The sequence below is a fragment of the Thiocystis violacea genome (genome assembly GCF_016583575.1).
Lineage (GTDB): Bacteria > Pseudomonadota > Gammaproteobacteria > Chromatiales > Chromatiaceae > Thiocystis > Thiocystis violacea.
Genome location: NZ_NRRG01000018.1, coordinates 34,682 through 53,164, shown reverse-complemented (window position 1 = coordinate 53,164; position 18,483 = coordinate 34,682). Strand labels below are relative to the sequence as shown.

Below are 18,483 nucleotides of genomic sequence, written 5' to 3'. Positions count from 1 at the left end.
GACGCGAGATTCGCCGACCGGTAAGGTCAGGCGAACTTTTTTTGAAAGGGACCCTCTGGGGTCTGCCCGCAGATGAAGAAGGCCGGGCAGTTTGGGCAGGTGCGCGAGGAGAGTTCAGCCGGAAACCGTCCGGCGCGGATGTCACCGAGAAACTTGGTTAGCTTCTGCGTACGCCCCTTCAACTCACGGTCCGACAAGGCGAGCGCGTGCGCCTCGCCGTCGGAAAGATGGACGAGCTCCGCGACTGCGCCGGGAAAAGCCTGCTTGACCGCTAGCAGCAGCGCCGCCGCACCGACATCCTTGCTCTCGGCTGACCGCATGTGACCCGTGCGGATACGCCGCACGCACCGGGTACCATCCGGCCGCACCAGCACCTCGTCCGGCTGAACGATGATCTCTTCTCCTCCGAAATTAAGACTCAATGCGACCGGCGCTTCGGCGACCGCATCGGTGCGGCTCGCCAGGAAGAAGCGCAGCATCTCTAGGGCTAGATCGCGGAATTCAGCGCAGTAGCCGTGGTCGGCCAGCCCCTGGCCGGCGAGCGCCGCGTCGGTATGCTCTTCCAGGTTCCGCTCGGTTACGGGGACATCTGACGCGATTAGCGTCTCGATGACTGTGCGAACCGCCTCGTGCAGAGACATGAAGGCGGTTGCGGGCCGCCGTCCGCCCACCTGCAAAATATGTGTGTAGAAGAAACGCCGCGGGCAGGATTCATAAAGAGCGATTTGTGAAGCCCCGAAACTCAGCCGGCCGTCGATGACCAGGTCGACACCCCGCGCTTCCGCTGCCACGGGAAGCGCCCGCTCAGGCAACAGAAAACGGTGTGTCAAGGTGGCTCCGAGGCGGTCTAGGAATGGTGAAAGTGGTCGATTGTGGCCGTTACTCTTCTCTGTCGGCGCATAAAGAATCAGGCGATCGCGGGCACGTGACTGAGCCACATAAAAGAGGCATTCCTGCTCCTCGACTTGGCCGGCGCGAAACGCCTCCAGCGCGCCGCCTTCTGCCCCCGCGATCATTCCTTCAGGTGCAGGACAAGACGGTGCAGACGGCGTGCGCGGGATGGTGTCGCTATTGAGACCCGGGATATGGACGCCACCGAACTCTAGGCCTTTAGCGCCGTGGATGGTCATTAGCCGCACGGCGTCCAGATGTTGCGCGGCTACCGGAAGCTGACGCAGGTCTCGATCATCACCTAGCCGGACCAGCCTGCGCACGCGATCGAGCAGGCGCGTAATGGGCAATCCGGGTCCGGCCGGCTGCACCCTCACAAAGTTGAGGAACTGCCAGATCGCGATGCTGCGCGTGCGATCGGAGAGATCTGCCGACTTCCCGAAGCGTGCGGCGATGCGGGTGCGGTCGAGCAGCAGCGTCGCGAGCACGGTCCAAGGCGTAGCCGTCTGATCGTATCCATCGAGCGCAGCCGCGAGATTGGCAAGGGCCTGCCGCCCGGTTTCGCTTAAACCGCGGATCGTTTCGCCATGCCGCAGCCAGCTGGCCGGTACATGTTCGGCCGTGCGCAGATGGTCAAAAACCGCAACCACATCCGCGAAGGCGGTGGCAAACTCGGGCCAGCAGGCAATGCGCACCAGCCCCATGGCCCGCCGGTCAACAAGGATCGAGAGGAGCGCTAAGAGATCTTTGACCTCATCCCGCTCGAACAGACTGCCCAGGAATAGGACAGGCACGCCAAGCCGTTCGAGATCCTGCCCGATCGTCGACAGCTTTTCGTTGCCGGTGCATAGGACCGCCTGGTCGCGATAGGCATAGCCCTCGCGTCTGAGCTCCTCGATTGCGTCGGCCAAAGCGACCTGCTGCTGTTCGGCGCGCTGCACCGTGCGCAACTCTGGCCTATGCCCATTGGAGTCTCGATCCGCTTCGAGACCACTGTCCGCATCACCGCCTCGCATCGTGATAGAGAAGCTGGAGAAGCTGGCAACAATCTCGGGCGTCGAACGATAGTTGCGTTTCAATCGACCGCGCTTGCCGCCGGGAAAGTCTTCCTTGCCGAACCGACTCATGTTGAATGATGAGGCGCCGCGAAAACGGTAAATCGACTGCTTGGCATCGCCAACCATCCAGAGATTGCGACCGCTTGGCCGCAGCGCGCTCAGCAAGCGCACACTGCTGCGGTTCACGTCCTGATATTCGTCGACGAGGACGTGGTCATATTGCGCCTGCAGCGTTTCACGGATGGCTGCATTGGTCTCGAGCAACTTAACTGGAAGGGCGACAAGATCTCCGAAGTCGACGCAATGCGCGCTGCGCTTCAGCTGTTCATAGGCGGCGTAGACGCGAACCACCTCGCTAGCGCGCTCAGCAGCCTTGCGCGCCTCGGAGCCCGCCGCCTTGGCGAGCATCGCCTCGGCGAGCGCGGCGTAAGTTTCGGTTTCGACCACCTCATCCTTTGCTCGCGAGAAGGCGGCCAGCATGTCGGCGATGATCTGGGTCGGATCGTAGAGATTGCGATAATGCGCGAGCCTCAGGCGCGGGAATTCATCTTCGAGGAGCTCCAGCGCCTCCGTCCGATCTATCATCCGCGGATCTCTTGGGAGACCTAGTTCCACATGGAAGCGACGGATGATATCGAGGCCGAATGCATGGAACGTGCCGATCCACATCGCGGCCGCCGCCTCGGGCTCCTTGCGCGCGATCCGCTCTGCCATTTCGCCCGACGCCTTGTTCGAGAAGGTCAACAGCAAGATCCGCCTCGGATCGACGTGCTCTGCCAGAAGGCCCTCGACGCGCGCGATCAGCGTCTGCGTCTTGCCGGTGCCAGGACCTGCTTCGAGCAGATAAGCTTCGCCACGATGCCCCGCCGCCGCCGCTTGCAGCGGATTGAGCGGCCGTTCTATATGCGTCGCAGTCGCGGCAGGAGGTACCGTTGGTAGCAGCAGCGCATCGAACAACTGCTGTGCAACGACTTCGAACTGCGCGCCGAGCCTTGCCGCGATGGAGGAGGCGGAGAGCCCTTGGTCGACGTGGAGTGCCCACGCGACGGTGCGGGGAAGCAGCAGCTCGCGCGCGAACAGATCCATCTGGACCTCGCGGCGTTGCCTGTGTCCATAGTCGACAACCCTATCCATACCGACCGGCGAGGGTTCAGTTGCGCGGGCCGGAGCAATTGTCGGCACCGGTTCGTCATCAGGATCGTCGCCAAGCTCAATATGGCCGATCTCGTGCGCCACGAGGAAGGCTTGTTCGAACTGAGATCCGATATCCTCGTGGAGGATCAGATCATCGGCGGCGATAAAGGTCGCACGACCGCCATTGAGCATAGCGGCCCCCGCCGCCGTCGGCTCGACGTCGATCCCCCGCCGTTTGGCCTCGGCGACAGCAAAGTCATAGGGCGACCAGGGATCAGCGCCAGATGCGACGAGGCAAGCGTGAAGCTCGGCGGCGGCTTGCCTGGCGAGTTCCACGCCATCCATGTCAGTTCGCTCCCTCCATCAGCCCAGTGCGCCTCTCGGGCGAGACGCCGGCATCGATCAGCACTTGCTCGAAGGTGACCTGCTCGCCGACCACCGGCTTACTGTCGGCCTTATAGCTGCGCACTCCGGCCAACTGAGTCGAGCCCCAAGACGCCTCCAACTGCGCCACAGAGCTGCGCATCGCCTCAGCCAACGTCGCCAGGAAGCCTTGCGGGATACTGACGAGAGAGACCCGCCGTTCGCGTAGAGCGGTCACAACCTGCCGGGGCACACCCAGACGCTTGGCGACTATGCGCCAGTCCTCGACCGTCAGCGCCGCGAAAGGGTCGACCGGCGCCGCCGGCATCGCCTTCGCGTGTTGCAACCAGGCGGCATCGATCAGCGCCTGATCGGCGGCAGAAAGCGGTGCGACGTCTTCGGGAATTTCACGGCTGAGTTCGCGCGAGAGGTCAATGATGTCTTCAGCATATTCCGGATAAAGCCGCAGATAACGTTCCAAAGTCGAGCGGCCAGGCTCGCTCTCGACCGCGAACGCATCGAGCACGGACTCGCGGGATGGACGGCCGCCGGCGGGGCTCACCGCTCTTCTCCGTCGGCCATTGCCGCTCGCAGAGCGGCGAAAGCCTTGTCGCGGTAGGTTCGGATGGTTCTTTCCGAGCGACCCAGAACCCTGGTGATGGTCATAACGTCCGGCTCCTTAGAGTCGATGGGGAAGCCTTGTGTAAGCATGTGAATGATCCTGCTTTGTTCTGTTGGCAGAGCTTCAATCGCGGCATCTAGGCGCGACCGGAAAGCCGGATCGTCGAAATCCGACGCGACAAAAGGATCGTAGATCCCTGCGGCTGCCTCGACCTCGGGTGCCAGTGCACCACTCTCCTCGTCATATTCGAGGGGCTGGGAACGATTCTCGTCGCGCCAGGCATTTTTCTGTGCATCGCGCCGCAGGTTTGCCAGCGCGCCGTCGAAGCGCACCTCGAAGTAGTCGAGCTTGTCGACATAGTCGATGCGATCCGCCGAAAGGAACTCGACGAACTGGCCGAACACCTTGTCGCGTACGGCCCCGCGCGTCAGTGATTCCGTCTTGCCATCAGAGCTTTCCGCCTTGGGCAAGCTGTGCAGCACTCGCCTCATCAGTATCCGATAGAGGCGTTCAAACAACGCCTCGTTGTCATCGTGACGGCTCGCACGAATGAAGTAGACGAGGCATTCGCTGGGGATGTAGCCGGGGTCGGAGCGCTCGGTGATTCCCGCTCTGGCAATCAATTCGTCATGCGGCAGGACCGCCAATTCGGCGATCAGCACTTCTATCTTCGAGTCGCGCTCGTAGAGTTCGCCGCTGAGGCGTCGTTTGCGCAATGGAGCTACGATCGCTTCGCCCGTGCGGCGCACGTCTTGCCCTGTGCCTACAGCTCCGTCCAACTGCTTCATTTCCCAGCCTCGCTTCCCGCATTGCAAACAGCCGACCAGGGCGTTTCTTCCAGCGCTGGCAGGGGGTAGTGCAATATCAGGATGGACGCCCGCGTTCTGCTCCGCAAACCCTGCGCATCGACCGCGACATGCCAGCTCCACGCGTTCGAGATGGCCAGATTGATCGGAGAGCGCTTCGCGAGCCCACCGTAATAGCGATGATCGTGTCCCGCTCTGTATCGGGGAAATCTCGCACTGTCCATCAGTCGCACATTTGCGCCATTCGCCAAAGATATCTCTACGATCTCACCTTTCTGCCTGTAAACAAGGTCGGTATGGATGAATTTCAAGATGAAGGATCTCCCGATGAACAGTGCGGTCATCGCTTACTTCCGTTTCGACCGACCCGTATCGCCTCTCCCAGGGTTAGGAATCGATTCTTTCTGGTGCGTCGCCGGAGACCGACGAGCCGTACTCTCTTTCACAAAACGCCCCGTCTTAGAGCTACGGTGCCCGGTGTGGCTGTTGCTTGAAGCCATAGGAATAACCTCAGAGTCTTCATGTGTACTACACATGATATTGAGATCACGTAGGATGTCAAACACAATATAATGTGTTATGTGTCAACATAGGCGGACACGTCTCACTGTCAACGAACAACCACAACCATGTTGCTTGGTTAATGCGCGTGGGCACTATGATGAGGGCGAGCGAAATGGGACGCTAATCGAATTCAGCGCCCAGTTCCTTAAGTTGGGAAATAATTGCCGCCTTGGAGCCCAACGGAATGACCCAGTTTTTGTACTGAGGTCTCCACTGACCGCCGAAGCTCTTCGCGACGGCCTTTAGGATCGGGTTGACTTGCTCGCTCCATGCCCACCAAAGACACAGTCCCCAACCCCGATCGGTCAACCGGATCGGGCAGCCGTAGAGCCGCCCTTTCAACTGTGACGGGGCATGACTAGCCAGCGGTGCGGCCTCCAACGCTTTAGCAATGGCCATCCGCTGAACGTCCCGCTCTAGGCGCTGAATCTCAGGATGGAATAACCAGTGACGATTTTCGGAACACCAGAGAACCTGGTGCTCGAGGGTCTGCCAATCCCATTCTTCGGCGTGAAGCCCATCCAAAGCGATCTCGAAGCAAGGAACACCAAGGTTTCCCAGGGATTGCTCCTTGTGCTGGTCTGCAAAATGGGTGACGGCGATCTCGATGAAGAGAGGAGCTCCGTCGCGGGTCGCTGCCACGTCGATGCGGAGAGAACCTACGGACACTTCGGTACACAGGTCATTCAGGTCCCAGGTCTCGCTGGGGATAGCGGCAGCCGCCTCTCCGATTCGGCCGTCCGCCAATTGGTGGCGCATGCGCACTTCCAAGGCGGGAACCGCGATCCTGCCTCGATCGACGACGATCTGCTTCGCCGCGCAATGCAGAGCGCCCTCAGAGGCGCCCTCGCAGTCCGCCCCGCCTTCGTGGGCGAAATGCCACACCCGCACGTCGCCTTGGCGGGCGATCAGCATCTCGCCGCACACCGGGCAGCAGCATTCACACGCCTTGCCCCGCAGCACGTCCTGTACCGAGACGACGCGGCCGTTCTTGTCGATTCCGAATTTCTGAAATAGGTTTCCGGTTTCCATGCTTGATACCTCGAAGCGATTGAGTTGAAGGAGAGTGCGGAAGTGAGTTTCGACGCGGACGCCGAGCCCCAACAGCCAGGAAACCGGTTTCAAACGGGTTCGGATATTAAAGAATCAGCCACTTACCTCCGTGAGATCATGAGCGCCTGGGAGGAACGGCGCGGCAGTGTTCGTAGCCACGGGCTTCGCTTGCTCAAGGCTTTGTGCGCGTTAGTCGAGCGCTACCCGGAGCGGGCTCAAGAGGGTTACACGGCGCTTGAGATTGCAGAGGAGGTGGGGCGGGATGGAGGGCCAGACTGGTATCACAACGCAAGCCGTGAGCCCGACACGGCAGAGGCCGGCAAGAAGGTGAGGGGCTACTGGAAGACCGCGAACAAGATCTGGGGAGAGCGGCAGGAGGGGGTCACACAGAGGTTTGCGGATCAGCGGCCGGTCGTGATTCCGAAGTGCGGCAAAGACCAAAGCAAAGGCGGCCCTCCTTCCCGCTACTGGCTTCGATTCGAATATCCTGCCTCGCGTGTCGACACGTCCCCCGAAGCGCTGCCGCGCTCACTCACCGGGAGCGATCTCGTCAGACCGACAGAGACAGAGGCGCCGACGGTTCGCTACTACACTGATACCGCGACGAGAAGCCCGATCCTAGAGCGTCTCGCGGAGAGCGGAATCCTGCTCAATGGTGCCCGCAAGGCCATCTATTTCTCGGTCGCCATTCCGGTAGCCATTTTCATCCTTGCCGTTACGGCGCTGCCGATTCTCTCGCTGTCCTACGCTCCGGATATGCAAGCGGTCGTAAAGACAGGCATCTCGCTGGTCATGGTCGTCGCGTTAGTCTGGGCCTCCTTGGGATGGTTCATGCGGGTGGTCGAGAACCGGATCGCCATCGCCCCGCAGCCATTCCAAGACTGGTCCGGGCATGACGATCGCGTCATCGAACTGAAGCGGGATGAGGAGCACCACGCGAACCGCGTTTTCGTCAAGCGCTACATCGCGGTCTGCCCGCTATGCCAGAGAAAGGTCCGCATACAGTCCGGCGGCCGGCAGTTCCCGCGTCGGCTGGTCGGGCGTTGCGAGGCATCGCCCACCGAGCATGTGTTTTCCTTCGACCCCGTCCTGAGAACCGGTATCTATTTGCACTGGCCACACCCGTATGGGAAGCATCAGCGACCGGAACGCTAACTGTAGCGACCTGCAAACATCGGACGGAAACAACCCATTGGCGCCATCGGTTCCCGGGTTCTCAAAGGCAGAAGTCCAAGGCAAAGCGGGCGTTTTAATGTCTATACGGTCGAGTAGATCCTCGCCCATATCGGCAATCCGGCGGGGCAGCTGTGGTTCGTCCTGACGCGGTGGCCGGAGTTATGGGCAAGGCCGAATCCCTCCAGCCACTTAGCGCTCGGCGCATTCGGAGGCTTCGCCAGTTAGCTCGCGTCGAACGTACCCTCGAAGCTGTCATAAGAGTTCGCCACGGCAAAGCCCACGCTGGTTCCCAGCGCCTTGAAGTGGGCCTTTCCGCAGTCGATCTTTCCCTGCTCGGTCGGGCGGAGCGCGTCGGTGAGCAGGCTGCCCTTCGTCTCCACGATGAAGAACAGGCGTTCGATGCCTTCACGCTCGACCAGCACCGCCCAGTCGGGGTTATAGGTGCCGAGTGGGGTTTCGATCTTGAACCAGTCCGGGAGCTTGGCGTAGACCTTCACGTCGCCGCTTTGGTCCAGTCTCTCGGCGAACTCTCGCTCGACGTCCGAATCGTAGACGACGTGGTCATAGACCGACTTTGTTGCCTGCACCATGTTCTTGCTGAGGTACCCGAAGAGCTCTTGATCCTTGAAAAGCTCCTGCCCGTAGAACGCCTCGTCGCCGATGCGGTGATACTTGATCCCGTCGACGATGAACAGGCGCATCTGGTTCTTGATGATCTCGGAAACCTGCTCGATGAATTTGTTCGGATTACGCTTGAAGTCCCCGAGCCGGCCACTTCGGCGGAGGATCTCGACGAGGGATCGCCGGGTCAGGTTGGTCTCGTTCTGCAGGAAGGAGACGATATCGGGCGGCCGCATGTGCTCGGCGTCGTAGTTGTGGGTCTGCTGGGCGGCTTCGCCCATGCCAACGCCGCCACGGCTGATCTCGGCTTTGCTCTTGCGGTAGACGAAGCGGGCCTTGGTGACCACTGGGCTCTTCTTGATCTCGTCCGCGCAGGTCTGGATCAGGGCCTCGGTATCGAAGCTCACGCGGAAGGTCGTCTTGAACTTGATGCGGTCCCAAAGCGCCTTGAAGTCATCGCCGAGAAAGCGTCCCTTATTCAGGCTGATCTTGGTTCTTTCGTCGGCGTTCTTGACGTTGAGACTGCCGGCCACCTTCTTGAGCAAGGCAGTGATTTGTCCAGCCTGCTCAGCCACGGCCCCGGGTAGCTCCAATGAGTCATCCTTCAGGGCGCTTCGGAGCTTGTCGGTCACTTTGCCCTGCTTGTCGACATACCCCTCGTTCTTCAGGTGCTCCCAGACCGCCGTGGATGCCTCGACGCCGAGCGGCTGCTGTTCCCCGTTCGCGTCCTGAACCGGGATGTTGGCGAAGAGGTGCTTCTCGACCAGACCGAAGCGGAGACCCGTGTCCTCCTCGATTTCTTTCTGCAGCTTGCGGGCAAACTCCTCGTAGGACTCGTTCGCCATGACCGTGAGCGTATTGACCTCGAATCCATAGACGCGCTCGCCCTCCTGGTCGACACAGATGCGCAGACCGCGACCGATCTCCTGGCGCTTCTTCATCACCGACGAGGTCTCGTTCAGGGTGCAGATCTGGAACACGTTTGGGTTGTCCCATCCCTCCCGAAGCGCCGAGTGCGAAAAGATGAACTTGAGCTTCGAGTCGAAGCTCAGGAGCTTCTCCTTGTCGCGCATGATGAGGTTGTAGGCGCCTTCGTCGTCAGCGGCCGTTCCGTCGCCACTTGACTCCTTGAGTCGGGCATTGCCCCCGGCGTCCTTCTTCTTGTCCTGGGCGAAGTAGCCGTTGTGAACGCCCTCCGGCGCGGTCTCCAGATCCACTTCTTCGAAGAGCGTGCTGTACTTGGGCTTCTTGATCGCCTTGGCGTACTCCTCCTCGAACATCACGGCATACTTGCCCTTCAGGGGGGTGCCATCCGCATCGTAGGAGCGGTAGTTGGCCACGCGGTCGATGAAGAAGAGGCTCAGCACCTTGATGCCTTTCGGTCTCAGCCGGAGCTCCTTGTCGAGGTGCTCCTCAATGGTCTTGCGGATCTGCAGGCGCTTGTATTGATCGTCGTCGACCTCGCCGATGGCCTGACCGAGTCGGACGACCGCCTCGGTGCCGGTGAAGCTGATGTATTCCTGCCCCTCGGCGCAGTAGATGTCCTCGATAATGTAGCCGTCGTAGACGTCCCTGCCGCCGGACAGCTCCACCAGGTCGACGCCCGTCTTGACCTTTTTCTGCTCCCGCGTGATCTGGCCCTTGCGGATGGCGTCGTATTCGATACGGGCGGAGATACCGCTCTTGTTGTCGACGCTGATCAGCCGGACATAGGCGTTGTTGTGGCTGTCGGCGACCGTGATCCCCGCTACCTCGATCTGCTTGACGAGCTTGCGCTCGTAGGCATCCACCGAGTCCAGTCGGAAAACCTGGTGGTGCTTGTCCCGGTGGGTCGCCGAGTAGCGGAAGGTGCACAGCGGGTTGAGCGAAGCGAGTGCCTCGGCACTCTTCGCCGTGGTATCGACAGTCTGCGGCTCGTCGATGATGACGATGGGGTTGGTGGCCTGAATGAACTCGATCGGCTTGGCGCCCGTCATGCGATCGTGCGGCCGGTGGATGATGTTGGCCTTCGACTCCTTACCGGGGTCGGTGAAGCTCCGCCGGAAGGCATCAATGTTGATGACCATGATCTGGATACAGTCGCTGGTCGCGAAGTTCCGGACCTGGCCGAGCTTCTGGGAGTCGTAGACGAAGTAGTCGAAGCGGACGTTGTCGTAGAGCCCCTGGAAGTGCTCATCGGTCATCTGGAGCGACTTGTTGATGCCCTCCTTGATGGCAATGGAGGGCACGACGACGATGAACTTGGTGAAGCCGTAGCGGCGATGCAACTCGAAGATGCTGCGCAGGTAGACGTAGGTCTTGCCCGTCCCCGTCTCCATTTCGACGGTGAAGTTGAGATCGCCCAACGTCGTCGAAGGCTTGAGGCCGTTGCGCAACTGGACCTTGCCGATGTTCGAGAGGATGTCCTCGTCGAGCAGCTTGAGGCGGTTGCCGATGCCGAGATGGTGCTCGTAAAAATCCATCTGTGGCGCCGCGTCCAAGCCGCCGACCGTGAAGTTGGTCTGGCAGGTCTCCTGGCCCTCGAACAGATCGACGATGGACGCGACGGCATCCGCCTGGAAGTCCAGATCGGGGTTGAACTTGATCTTCATGCGCTGTCCTCGTCCTTTTCCAGTTCAGCTTCCAGTTCCTCAATGCTAGGCAGGCTGGATTTGAGATCCTCCGGCAGGGACCGGGTAAGCTGATATTCGGAGACGCCAATCGGCTTATGGATGTCGCTCAGGGCATACTCCACGACGGTTTTGTCCCGGCTCTTGCAGAGCAAAATGCCAATGCTAGGGCTATCGCCTTCGCGGCGCAGTTGAGCATCCACCGCTTTGAGGTAGAAGTTCAGCTTGCCGGCATGTTCAGGCTCGAAATCAACGGTCTTGAGTTCGACAACCACATAGGCGTGCAGCCGCGTGTGATAGAACAACAGATCGAGAAAGAAGTCGCGCGCTCCCACCTGTAGGGACACCTGCCTGCCGATGTAGGCGAACCCCGCGCCAAGCTCCAGCAAGAAGTGAGTAATGTGCTCGATCAGGCCGGCTTCCAGCTCGCGCTCGTTGTGATCCTTGGTCAGGGTCAGAAAGTCGAACACATAAGGGTCTTTGAGGGTTTGGATCGCCAGGTCTGATTGCGGGGCCGGGAGAGCCTCGGTGAAGTTGGTGATCGCCTTGCCTTCACGCTGCCACAGACCGCTCTCGATTTGATGAGTCAAGACGCTACGGCTCCAGCCATGCGCGATGGTGTTCCGCACGTAGTAGAGCGCCTCGTCGATGCACTTGCACTTGGAGATGATCGCCAGATTGTGCCCCCAGGGGATCTGGGTGATCTGCGCGATAGGTGACGTCTCAAATTGGGCAACAGGCTGTTGCCCATTTGGCGCCGCGCTGGAATAGAACAGAAACCACTGGCGTATGTATTTGATATTTCTGAGCGAAAACCCCTTCACCCCTGGGAACTCCGCCATCAGATCCTTGCTCAACTGCTGGAGAAAACCCGTACCCCAGGCCGCGTTCTCTTGCCGCTCGACGATATCGGTGCCCAGCGCCCAGTAGAAACTCAGCAGCTCCCGATTAACCGCGACGGCCGCCTTGAGCTGAACCTGACGCACCCTGCGCTTGAGTGCCCTCAGCCAGTCTTGATACTCCGCGGCGTGCGGATCGAGTGTGTCTCTCTCACTCATGTCATCCGCTCCGACCAAGATTCCGGCACCGCCACTCGTGACCGACCATGCAGCATCAAAGCGACTTGACGTCGTCGATACCGGCTTGCTTCAAGATTTGAGCGGCATTGGTCTTGACCACATCGTTGGCGAAGCCGGCGTCCTTGAACACCACCCGCATGACTTCTGGCTGGAGCTCATCCTTCAGGGCGGCGATGCCGGAAACCACCTCCAGCGTGATGTTGTCGGCCAGGCAGACGATCAGGGCGCCGGCTCCAATGAGCGTGACCTTGCGTCCTTCGATGTCTCGGGTCTCGGTCGGAATGGCGAGGTCGAGGCCGTACTTGAGCAGAAGCTCGTAGAGCACGTCGTCTTCGGAGCGGTCGGACTTGATGTTGTCGATGGACTCAAGGAGGTCTTGATCCATCGAGTCGAACTCGGCATCCCAGGGTTTGATGTTACTGCTGGAGAGTTTGAAGACTCTGAAGCCGAGGTCGCTGTCGAACGTCAGCATGTTCTTTTGATGGCTCGGGCCGTTTCCCGTCAGTGCAGCTGATGCGGCATGCAATCGAGCCTTTGCAACATCTGCAATAGTAGGATATTCGTCAAGTCCGGTGGACTCAGGCAGCTGAACGAGGATGAATCTGCGATTGATCGACTCAGCGACTCCCTGGATATAGCAGGCGTGGCCTGTCGTTCCAGAGCCCGCGAAAAAATCGAGCACGACGTCACCGATAGATGTCGCCCCCTCAATCAGCTTCGCCAGCATGTACGTGGGTTTTGGATAGTCAAATGGGCTCTCTCCGAACAGTTCCTTCAATTCGCCCTTGCCGTTCTGGTAGTTGATCTCGCTCTCGTCCCAAATGGACTTCCACTTCATCCTGCGCGTGCCGCCAGACTCGTCCTCCAAGTATTCGCGCTGATAGATGTCCCACTCACCTCGGTGAGAAATGAACACGCCTTCCAGACGGTTGAGCCTGTGCTGCACCGTCTCCGGTCCCCACTCCCAGCGTCCATCCTGTCCAGTGGATTTCCTTGGCAAGACTTCTTCCGTGAATGAGCCGCTCCGCACGAGCGAAACAGTCCTTGAGTTTGGGTCCACGTATATCGGGAAATACATGTTTGGCCGATCTACCCGGCGTGAAGCGTTTCCTCTGTGCCGAAGCCCTCTGGTCCGATAGCGGCGCCCGTCTGGAGTCGAGTACTTGTAGTCTCCCTCCGCCTCATCCGACAAGCGCTCTCCAAGGATTGCGGCATTCTCAATTTCCCGAGCAAATCCCAGCACGTACTCATGGGTTGTCGCAATGATCTCGGATTGTCTTCCCCTCGGATTACTTACCACGCTAATTTGGCCGAGGAAGTTTTCGGAGCCGAAGACCTCGTCCATCAGTTGCCGAAGGTTGTGAGATTCATGATCGTCGATAGAAACAAAGATGACGCCATCATCTCGCAGAAGATTCCTAGCCACCTTCAACCTCGGATACATCATATTCAGCCAGTTCGTGTGATACCGGCCTGACGTCTCAGCGTTTGCCGAAACCTTGAACCCCTCATCGTCCACCTGCCCGGTATAACGCAGATAGGTGTCGAGGTTGTCCTGCCACTTGTCCGGATAGATGAACTCCTTGCCTGTGTTGTAGGGCGGATCGATGTAGATCATCTTCACCTTGCGGTGATAGCTCTTCTGCAGGAGCTTCAGCACCTCCAGGTTGTCGCCCTCGATGAAGATGTTCTTGGTGGTCTCCCAGTTGACCGACTCATCGGGGCACGGGCGCAGCGTGCCGCTCGATGGCGTCTGCGCAATCTGCTTGGCTCGGCTCTTGCCGTGCCAGGTGAAGGAGTAGCGTTCCTCCCGGTCGTCGACAGACTCGCCCAGCGCTTGCTTGAGCGCATCGAAGTCAATGCGACCGTCCGCGAAGATCTCAGGGAAAAGCTCCCGCAGCCGCTCGATGTTGTCCGCCACGAGATCAGGTGATGCGCCGTCTTCGCGGGTCAGCTTCTTCATGTCGTCGTCCTTAGAGTTCGGTCTTGGTTCGGGCCAGTCGGCCTTCGAGTTCTTTGATCCGCGTGTTCAGTTCAACTTTCTCGGCGAACCCGTTTTCTTTGGGGAGGGCCACGCGGAGGCGGCCGATCTCCCGCTCCATGGCATGGCACTGTTCGAGCCGTTGCCTACGGTCCGTCTCGGACTGCCCTGCGTCGATCACGAAGGTGCCCGTCAGCTCGGCACAGATCCTGGCCAGCACTGCATTCAGCATGCCGCGATAGAGGGCATAGAAGTCGATCTGCGAAAGGCGGCGCAAGGCCAGTGCCGCGCAGAATGCCTGGTCAATGTCGGACAGTGGCGGCTCGATCCAGGGTGAGCAGAGAAAGCCTTCCGCCACGATGCTGCCGCGCTCCGCGCGGCTGAAGCGTTTGTGCGCGACGCTCACGCAGAAGCCCTCTCCTTCCACCATCACCAGCAGGACCGGATAGGGAATTGCGCGTTGGAGCAGCTCGGCGATGCGCGAGGATCGGCTGCGACTGCCTAGTTCCGCCTCGACGAGGGCGACTTCCAGGTATTCCCGGTCAGCGTCTTCGTAAGGAAGCACCTGCACGGTGCTGGCCTTCAGCGTGTACTTCCAGGTCAGTTTGACGACGTCGCTGGACAGGATCTTCTTGTCGGCATTGGTCAGTTGGCCATGCTCCAACACCATCTTTTTGGCGATGCGCTTGTCCAGCAGACTGGCTTCGGGGAGGCCGAGTTGGTCGTAGAAAGCGTCCTTGTTGTGATCCATGCGGTTGACTGCTTTTGGGGATGACTGTTCGGGCCTACGCGCCTTCCGACTCCAGTACCGCCAGGTAGGCGACGACCTCGAAGTCATCGAGCCCCCGATGACTATCGCGGCTCATGGCGGTGCCGCCCCGCTGAAACAGGCTTTCTACGCCCTTCTCTTCGGCCTTTCCGGAGATTGCGGCGACTGCGCGTTCCAGAAGACCGCGGTAATGGGCCATCTCGGCGCCGCCGCGGGTGCGAGCGGCGAGCAATTGGTGCGCCTGGGTATCGGGTTGCGAGCGCCCGAGGGAGAGCTTCTTGACGACGTCGAGGATGCGTCGCGTTTGGGTGAAGTTGAGAACCACCTCGCCGTCATCGGCGACAAAAACCAGGAAGTGCGGACTCAGGGCATAGGTGGAATCGACCGTCACCTTTGCGTTGTCGCTGCGCAGGCAGAAAAACGCGCCCGGCTTGATCTCCGAGTCCTGTAGCAGGGCATCGTCGATGGCGACGGAGAAGACCCCCGGCGGCAACCTGGCCAGTTCCTCCTGATGGTGCTTCAGGTAGTTGCCGAGATCCATCTTGAAGTCGTTGAGGGTCAGGTCGGTGATCGAGATCCCGCCCCCGAGATCCTCGATATCGATCACCTGCTCCTGCAAGACCTCGAACTGGCGCTTGCGATAGGCAAGGTCGTTCATCTGGTCCTGCGGGTTCTCCTCAATGACGTTCTCCTCGCCGGTCGCCGAGATGTCGAGCAGCACCATCCGGCCCGACACGCGGGCCTCGAGGTTGATGTACTCGTCGAGCTCCATGTTCGGCCAGAAGTTGACGAGTTGGATGGTGTCGTTGCGTGATCCGAGCCGATCGATGCGCCCGAAGCGCTGGATGATCCGAACCGGGTTCCAGTGGATGTCATAGTTGACCAGGTAGTCGCAGTCCTGGAGGTTCTGGCCTTCGGAAATGCAGTCGGTCGCGATGAGGAGATCGATCTCCACGATGAGACTTGCGTCGATCTGTGCCCGTTCCTTCGAGATGGGAGAGAAGGCGGTCAGCACGGAGCCGAGATCGGTGCGCAGTCCCTTGAGATTGCTCTTGTTGCGCCCTGAGCGGCCGGTCACGATGGCGCTATGCAGGCCGTGCGCCTGCTTCGCCCAGTCGGCGATGTTCTGGTAGAGGTACTCGGCCGTATCCGCAAAGGCCGTGAAGATGAGCACCTTGCGGTTGCCCGTGTTGATCGGGTTGGCGACCTTGTCGCTGATGAGTTCCTTGAGACGGCGGAGCTTTTCGTCGCGTTGGATTCCGACCTGTCGGGCCTCGCGGAGCAGTCCGGTCAGGATCGTCTGATCCTCCTCTAGATCCTGCTTCCAGCGGATCAGGTCCACGTCCTGAAGCAGCACCTTGACCTTGGTCCCGACGAGGTACTGGTCGAAGTCATCGTTGTCGAGATCGATGTCCTCGATGCTCTGTTCCTCGATCGCGGAGACGTCGTGCGTGTCGATCCGCTCGATCAGGTTGTTCACCTTGCCGAGCAACTTCTCGACGGTCTGGGCGAACGAATGGATCGAGCTTTCCATCCGCTTGAGAAGATTCACCCGCATCAGGTGAATGAGGCTCTCTTCACGGTCCAGTTGCCGGAACGTGCGCCCGCCGGCGATCTTCATGTCATAGCGACGGCTGTACTCCTCGACTTTCTCGGGCAGCACGTAGCGCATCGGGGCGTAGGCGCTGAGCGTCAGCCGGCGAATGTCGCGGTTAACCTCGCGCAGCGGTGGAAACAGATCGGCCGTGTCGATGTCCGCGCGGACGTTGATCGGCTTGCTTCGATGCGGGAAGGCGCCGATCTCGGCCAGGTCGTAGTATTTCTCGATGTGCTTACGGGAGCGGGCGATGGTGAGCAGGTCCAGGAGCTTGAAGTAGTCGAAGTTCAGCGACTCCAGCAGCGAAGCCGTGGTACGCCCATCTGCGTCCAGCTTGAGCCATTGGTTGAAGCGCGTCTGCGCCTTCCGTAGCGTCTGCTCGATGCTGACGATGCCAACTTCGTCAAGCGCGTCGTCGGTCCCCTCGGTGATGAAGGCCACCTGGTTCTTCAGATCGTTCATCCGGTTGTTGACCGGCGTGGCCGAGAGCATGAGGACCCGGGTCTTCACACCGGCCTGGATGATCTCGCGCATCAGCCGCTTGTAGCGGGTCAGTCCGTCTTTCTTCGGCGGGTTGTTGCGGAAGTTGTGGGACTCGTCGATGACCACCAGGTCATAGTTGCCCCAGTTGATGGTCTCCAGATTGATCTCGCCGGACGTGCCTTGTTGTCGGGTCAGGTCCGTGTGATTGAGCACGTCGTAGTTGAAGCGGTCCGCGGCGAAGAGATTGCGCTTGTCGTTGACCGTGTAAAGGGTCCAATTCTCGCGCAGCTTTTTCGGGCACAACACCAGCACGCGATCGTTGCGCAGCTCGTAGTATTTGATGACGGCCAGGGCCTCGAAGGTTTTCCCGAGCCCCACGCTGTCGGCGATGATGCAGCCGTTGTAGCGCTCGATCTTGTCGATCGCGCCCAGGACACCGTCGCGCTGGAAACGATAGAGCTTCCGCCAGACCAGCGTGTCGCGGATGCCCGTCTTCGATTTGACGATACGGTCCTCGTCGAGCTGTTCGAGGCTGTCCTCGAACAGGGCGTGCAGCATGGCGAAGTAGATCGTCTGAGCGGACTTCGGAGCGTAGATGCGTTGCAGCTCGGCCAGCAACTGAGGCTTCACGTCCCTGGTGAGGTGGCGGTCGTTCCACAAGTCGTCGAAGAGGGCGCGTCGGCCGCTGACCTCTGCTTCTCCTTCGAGCAGTGTGTTCATCTCGAAACGCGTGGACGGAACGAGGCCGAGGCCCGGAGCGGTGAACGTGGAGCTGCCTTGAATGGCCGTGCGGCGGTGGCTGTTGGAGGCGAGGTACAGGCTATCCGGGACGGCTGCCTGGACACCGCTGACGTCGACGCGATGCTCGATCCACTCCGCGCATTTCTGAGCGACGTGCGCAGCCATGAGCTTATTGCGGTAGCTAAGCTCCTCGACGCCGCCAAGCAGTCGAGCAGCAACGGGCGGGGCCTGGTCTCCCGACGAACCGGGCGTGAGAAGGACTCGGATGTGCTTGGGCGTTGCGAGTGCCCTGTGAAGCTCATCGAAGGCGAAGATCGAGAATTCGCTGGTGAGGATTGCGACCTCGGCTGCGCCCTCCAGCGCCTGTCGGAGTGCATCGATGACCCGGCCATGGGCCTTGTTGTCGAGCAACGCGGCGGTCGGCTGAGGGTGGCTGTCTGCGGTTACCGTCTCAACCTCGACGGCCGTCTGCGGATCGGAATGTAGATGCTCCCCCGGCACGGGCAGTGCCTCGTCGGTGAGCTGCGCGCAGGGAATCCAGGTGGCGATGGGCGATTCATCGGAGGCGCGGGCGATGCGGGCCTTGTACACCTGCCCCCGCTCGGCCTGCTTGAACGCGGCATAGAGATCCACTTCGCCCGACCGAAGCTGTGCGAGACGGCGAGGCGACAACGCCGTCAGCAGCCACGTCTTGTGATCTGATGTCTGCTCTGACAACACGGCGAGGTAGAGCAGCTCTGTCAGGTCTCGACAGACGAACAACACCGGTTCGTCATAGAACTCGCAGACTTCGACGAGCTCCATGTCGCCAATCTGCGGGAAGGAGATGTCAGCCATCAACCTCTCTCCTTCATGTCCGCCGGGGCGATGACACGGAAAGCCGAAGACGGGTCAAGGCCGTCGGGAAGCCACCATGACCGGTGGGTGGGGCTCGTA

At 60.3% G+C, this 18,483-nt stretch carries 11 protein-coding genes; 1 reads left to right on the top strand and 10 read right to left on the bottom strand.

Annotated features, from left to right (window positions below; genetic code table 11):
* Nucleotides 1–26: 26 nt before the first annotated feature.
* The 5 genes from CKO27_RS10845 to CKO27_RS10825 all read right to left on the bottom strand — a co-directional run bounded on the left by CKO27_RS10845 (nt 27) and on the right by CKO27_RS10825 (nt 6,470).
* Nucleotides 27–3,428: a UvrD-helicase domain-containing protein gene (locus tag CKO27_RS10845; protein ID WP_200374912.1), complete on the bottom strand. Its 3,402-nt coding sequence runs from the start codon at nt 3,426–3,428 to the stop codon at nt 27–29.
* A gap of 1 nt (nt 3,429) precedes the next feature.
* The gene (locus CKO27_RS10840) at nt 3,430–4,008 is read right to left on the bottom strand and encodes a hypothetical protein (RefSeq protein WP_200374911.1); all 579 of its coding nucleotides are present in this window, start codon (nt 4,006–4,008) and stop codon (nt 3,430–3,432) included.
* A complete protein-coding gene (locus CKO27_RS10835) occupies nt 4,005–4,856 on the bottom strand; it encodes a hypothetical protein (RefSeq protein ID WP_200374910.1) in 852 nt (283 codons plus the stop codon). The genes CKO27_RS10840 and CKO27_RS10835 overlap by 4 nt, the downstream gene beginning before the upstream one ends.
* Nucleotides 4,853–5,218: a DUF1883 domain-containing protein gene (locus CKO27_RS10830; protein WP_200374909.1), complete on the bottom strand. Its 366-nt coding sequence runs from the start codon at nt 5,216–5,218 to the stop codon at nt 4,853–4,855. The genes CKO27_RS10835 and CKO27_RS10830 overlap by 4 nt, the downstream gene beginning before the upstream one ends.
* Before the next feature lie 340 nt (nt 5,219–5,558).
* Nucleotides 5,559–6,470: a competence protein CoiA family protein gene (locus CKO27_RS10825; RefSeq protein ID WP_200374908.1), complete on the bottom strand. Its 912-nt coding sequence runs from the start codon at nt 6,468–6,470 to the stop codon at nt 5,559–5,561.
* A gap of 42 nt (nt 6,471–6,512) precedes the next feature.
* On the opposite strand from CKO27_RS10825, the gene CKO27_RS10820 reads away from it, so the two are divergent.
* The gene (locus tag CKO27_RS10820; protein WP_200374907.1) at nt 6,513–7,646 is read left to right on the top strand and encodes a hypothetical protein; all 1,134 of its coding nucleotides are present in this window, start codon (nt 6,513–6,515) and stop codon (nt 7,644–7,646) included.
* A gap of 242 nt (nt 7,647–7,888) precedes the next feature.
* Here CKO27_RS10820 and CKO27_RS10815 read toward each other — a convergent pair whose 3' ends face one another.
* From CKO27_RS10815 to CKO27_RS10795, 5 genes are read right to left on the bottom strand one after another with little or no spacing between them, the layout of a single operon-like run.
* Complete coding sequence (locus tag CKO27_RS10815; RefSeq protein WP_200374906.1) at nt 7,889–10,879, bottom strand: type III restriction-modification system endonuclease; 2,991 nt, start codon at nt 10,877–10,879, stop codon at nt 7,889–7,891.
* A complete protein-coding gene (locus tag CKO27_RS10810; protein WP_200374905.1) occupies nt 10,876–11,955 on the bottom strand; it encodes a PDDEXK nuclease domain-containing protein in 1,080 nt (359 codons plus the stop codon). Before CKO27_RS10810 ends, CKO27_RS10815 begins: the two co-directional genes overlap by 4 nt.
* Before the next feature lie 55 nt (nt 11,956–12,010).
* A complete protein-coding gene (locus CKO27_RS10805; RefSeq protein ID WP_200374904.1) occupies nt 12,011–13,939 on the bottom strand; it encodes a site-specific DNA-methyltransferase in 1,929 nt (642 codons plus the stop codon).
* 10 nt (nt 13,940–13,949) lie between these two features.
* The gene (locus CKO27_RS10800) at nt 13,950–14,708 is read right to left on the bottom strand and encodes a DUF4391 domain-containing protein (RefSeq protein WP_200374903.1); all 759 of its coding nucleotides are present in this window, start codon (nt 14,706–14,708) and stop codon (nt 13,950–13,952) included.
* A 34-nt stretch (nt 14,709–14,742) separates the two neighbouring features.
* The gene (locus tag CKO27_RS10795) at nt 14,743–18,384 is read right to left on the bottom strand and encodes a DUF6575 domain-containing protein (RefSeq protein WP_200374902.1); all 3,642 of its coding nucleotides are present in this window, start codon (nt 18,382–18,384) and stop codon (nt 14,743–14,745) included.
* Nucleotides 18,385–18,483: the final 99 nt, after the last annotated feature.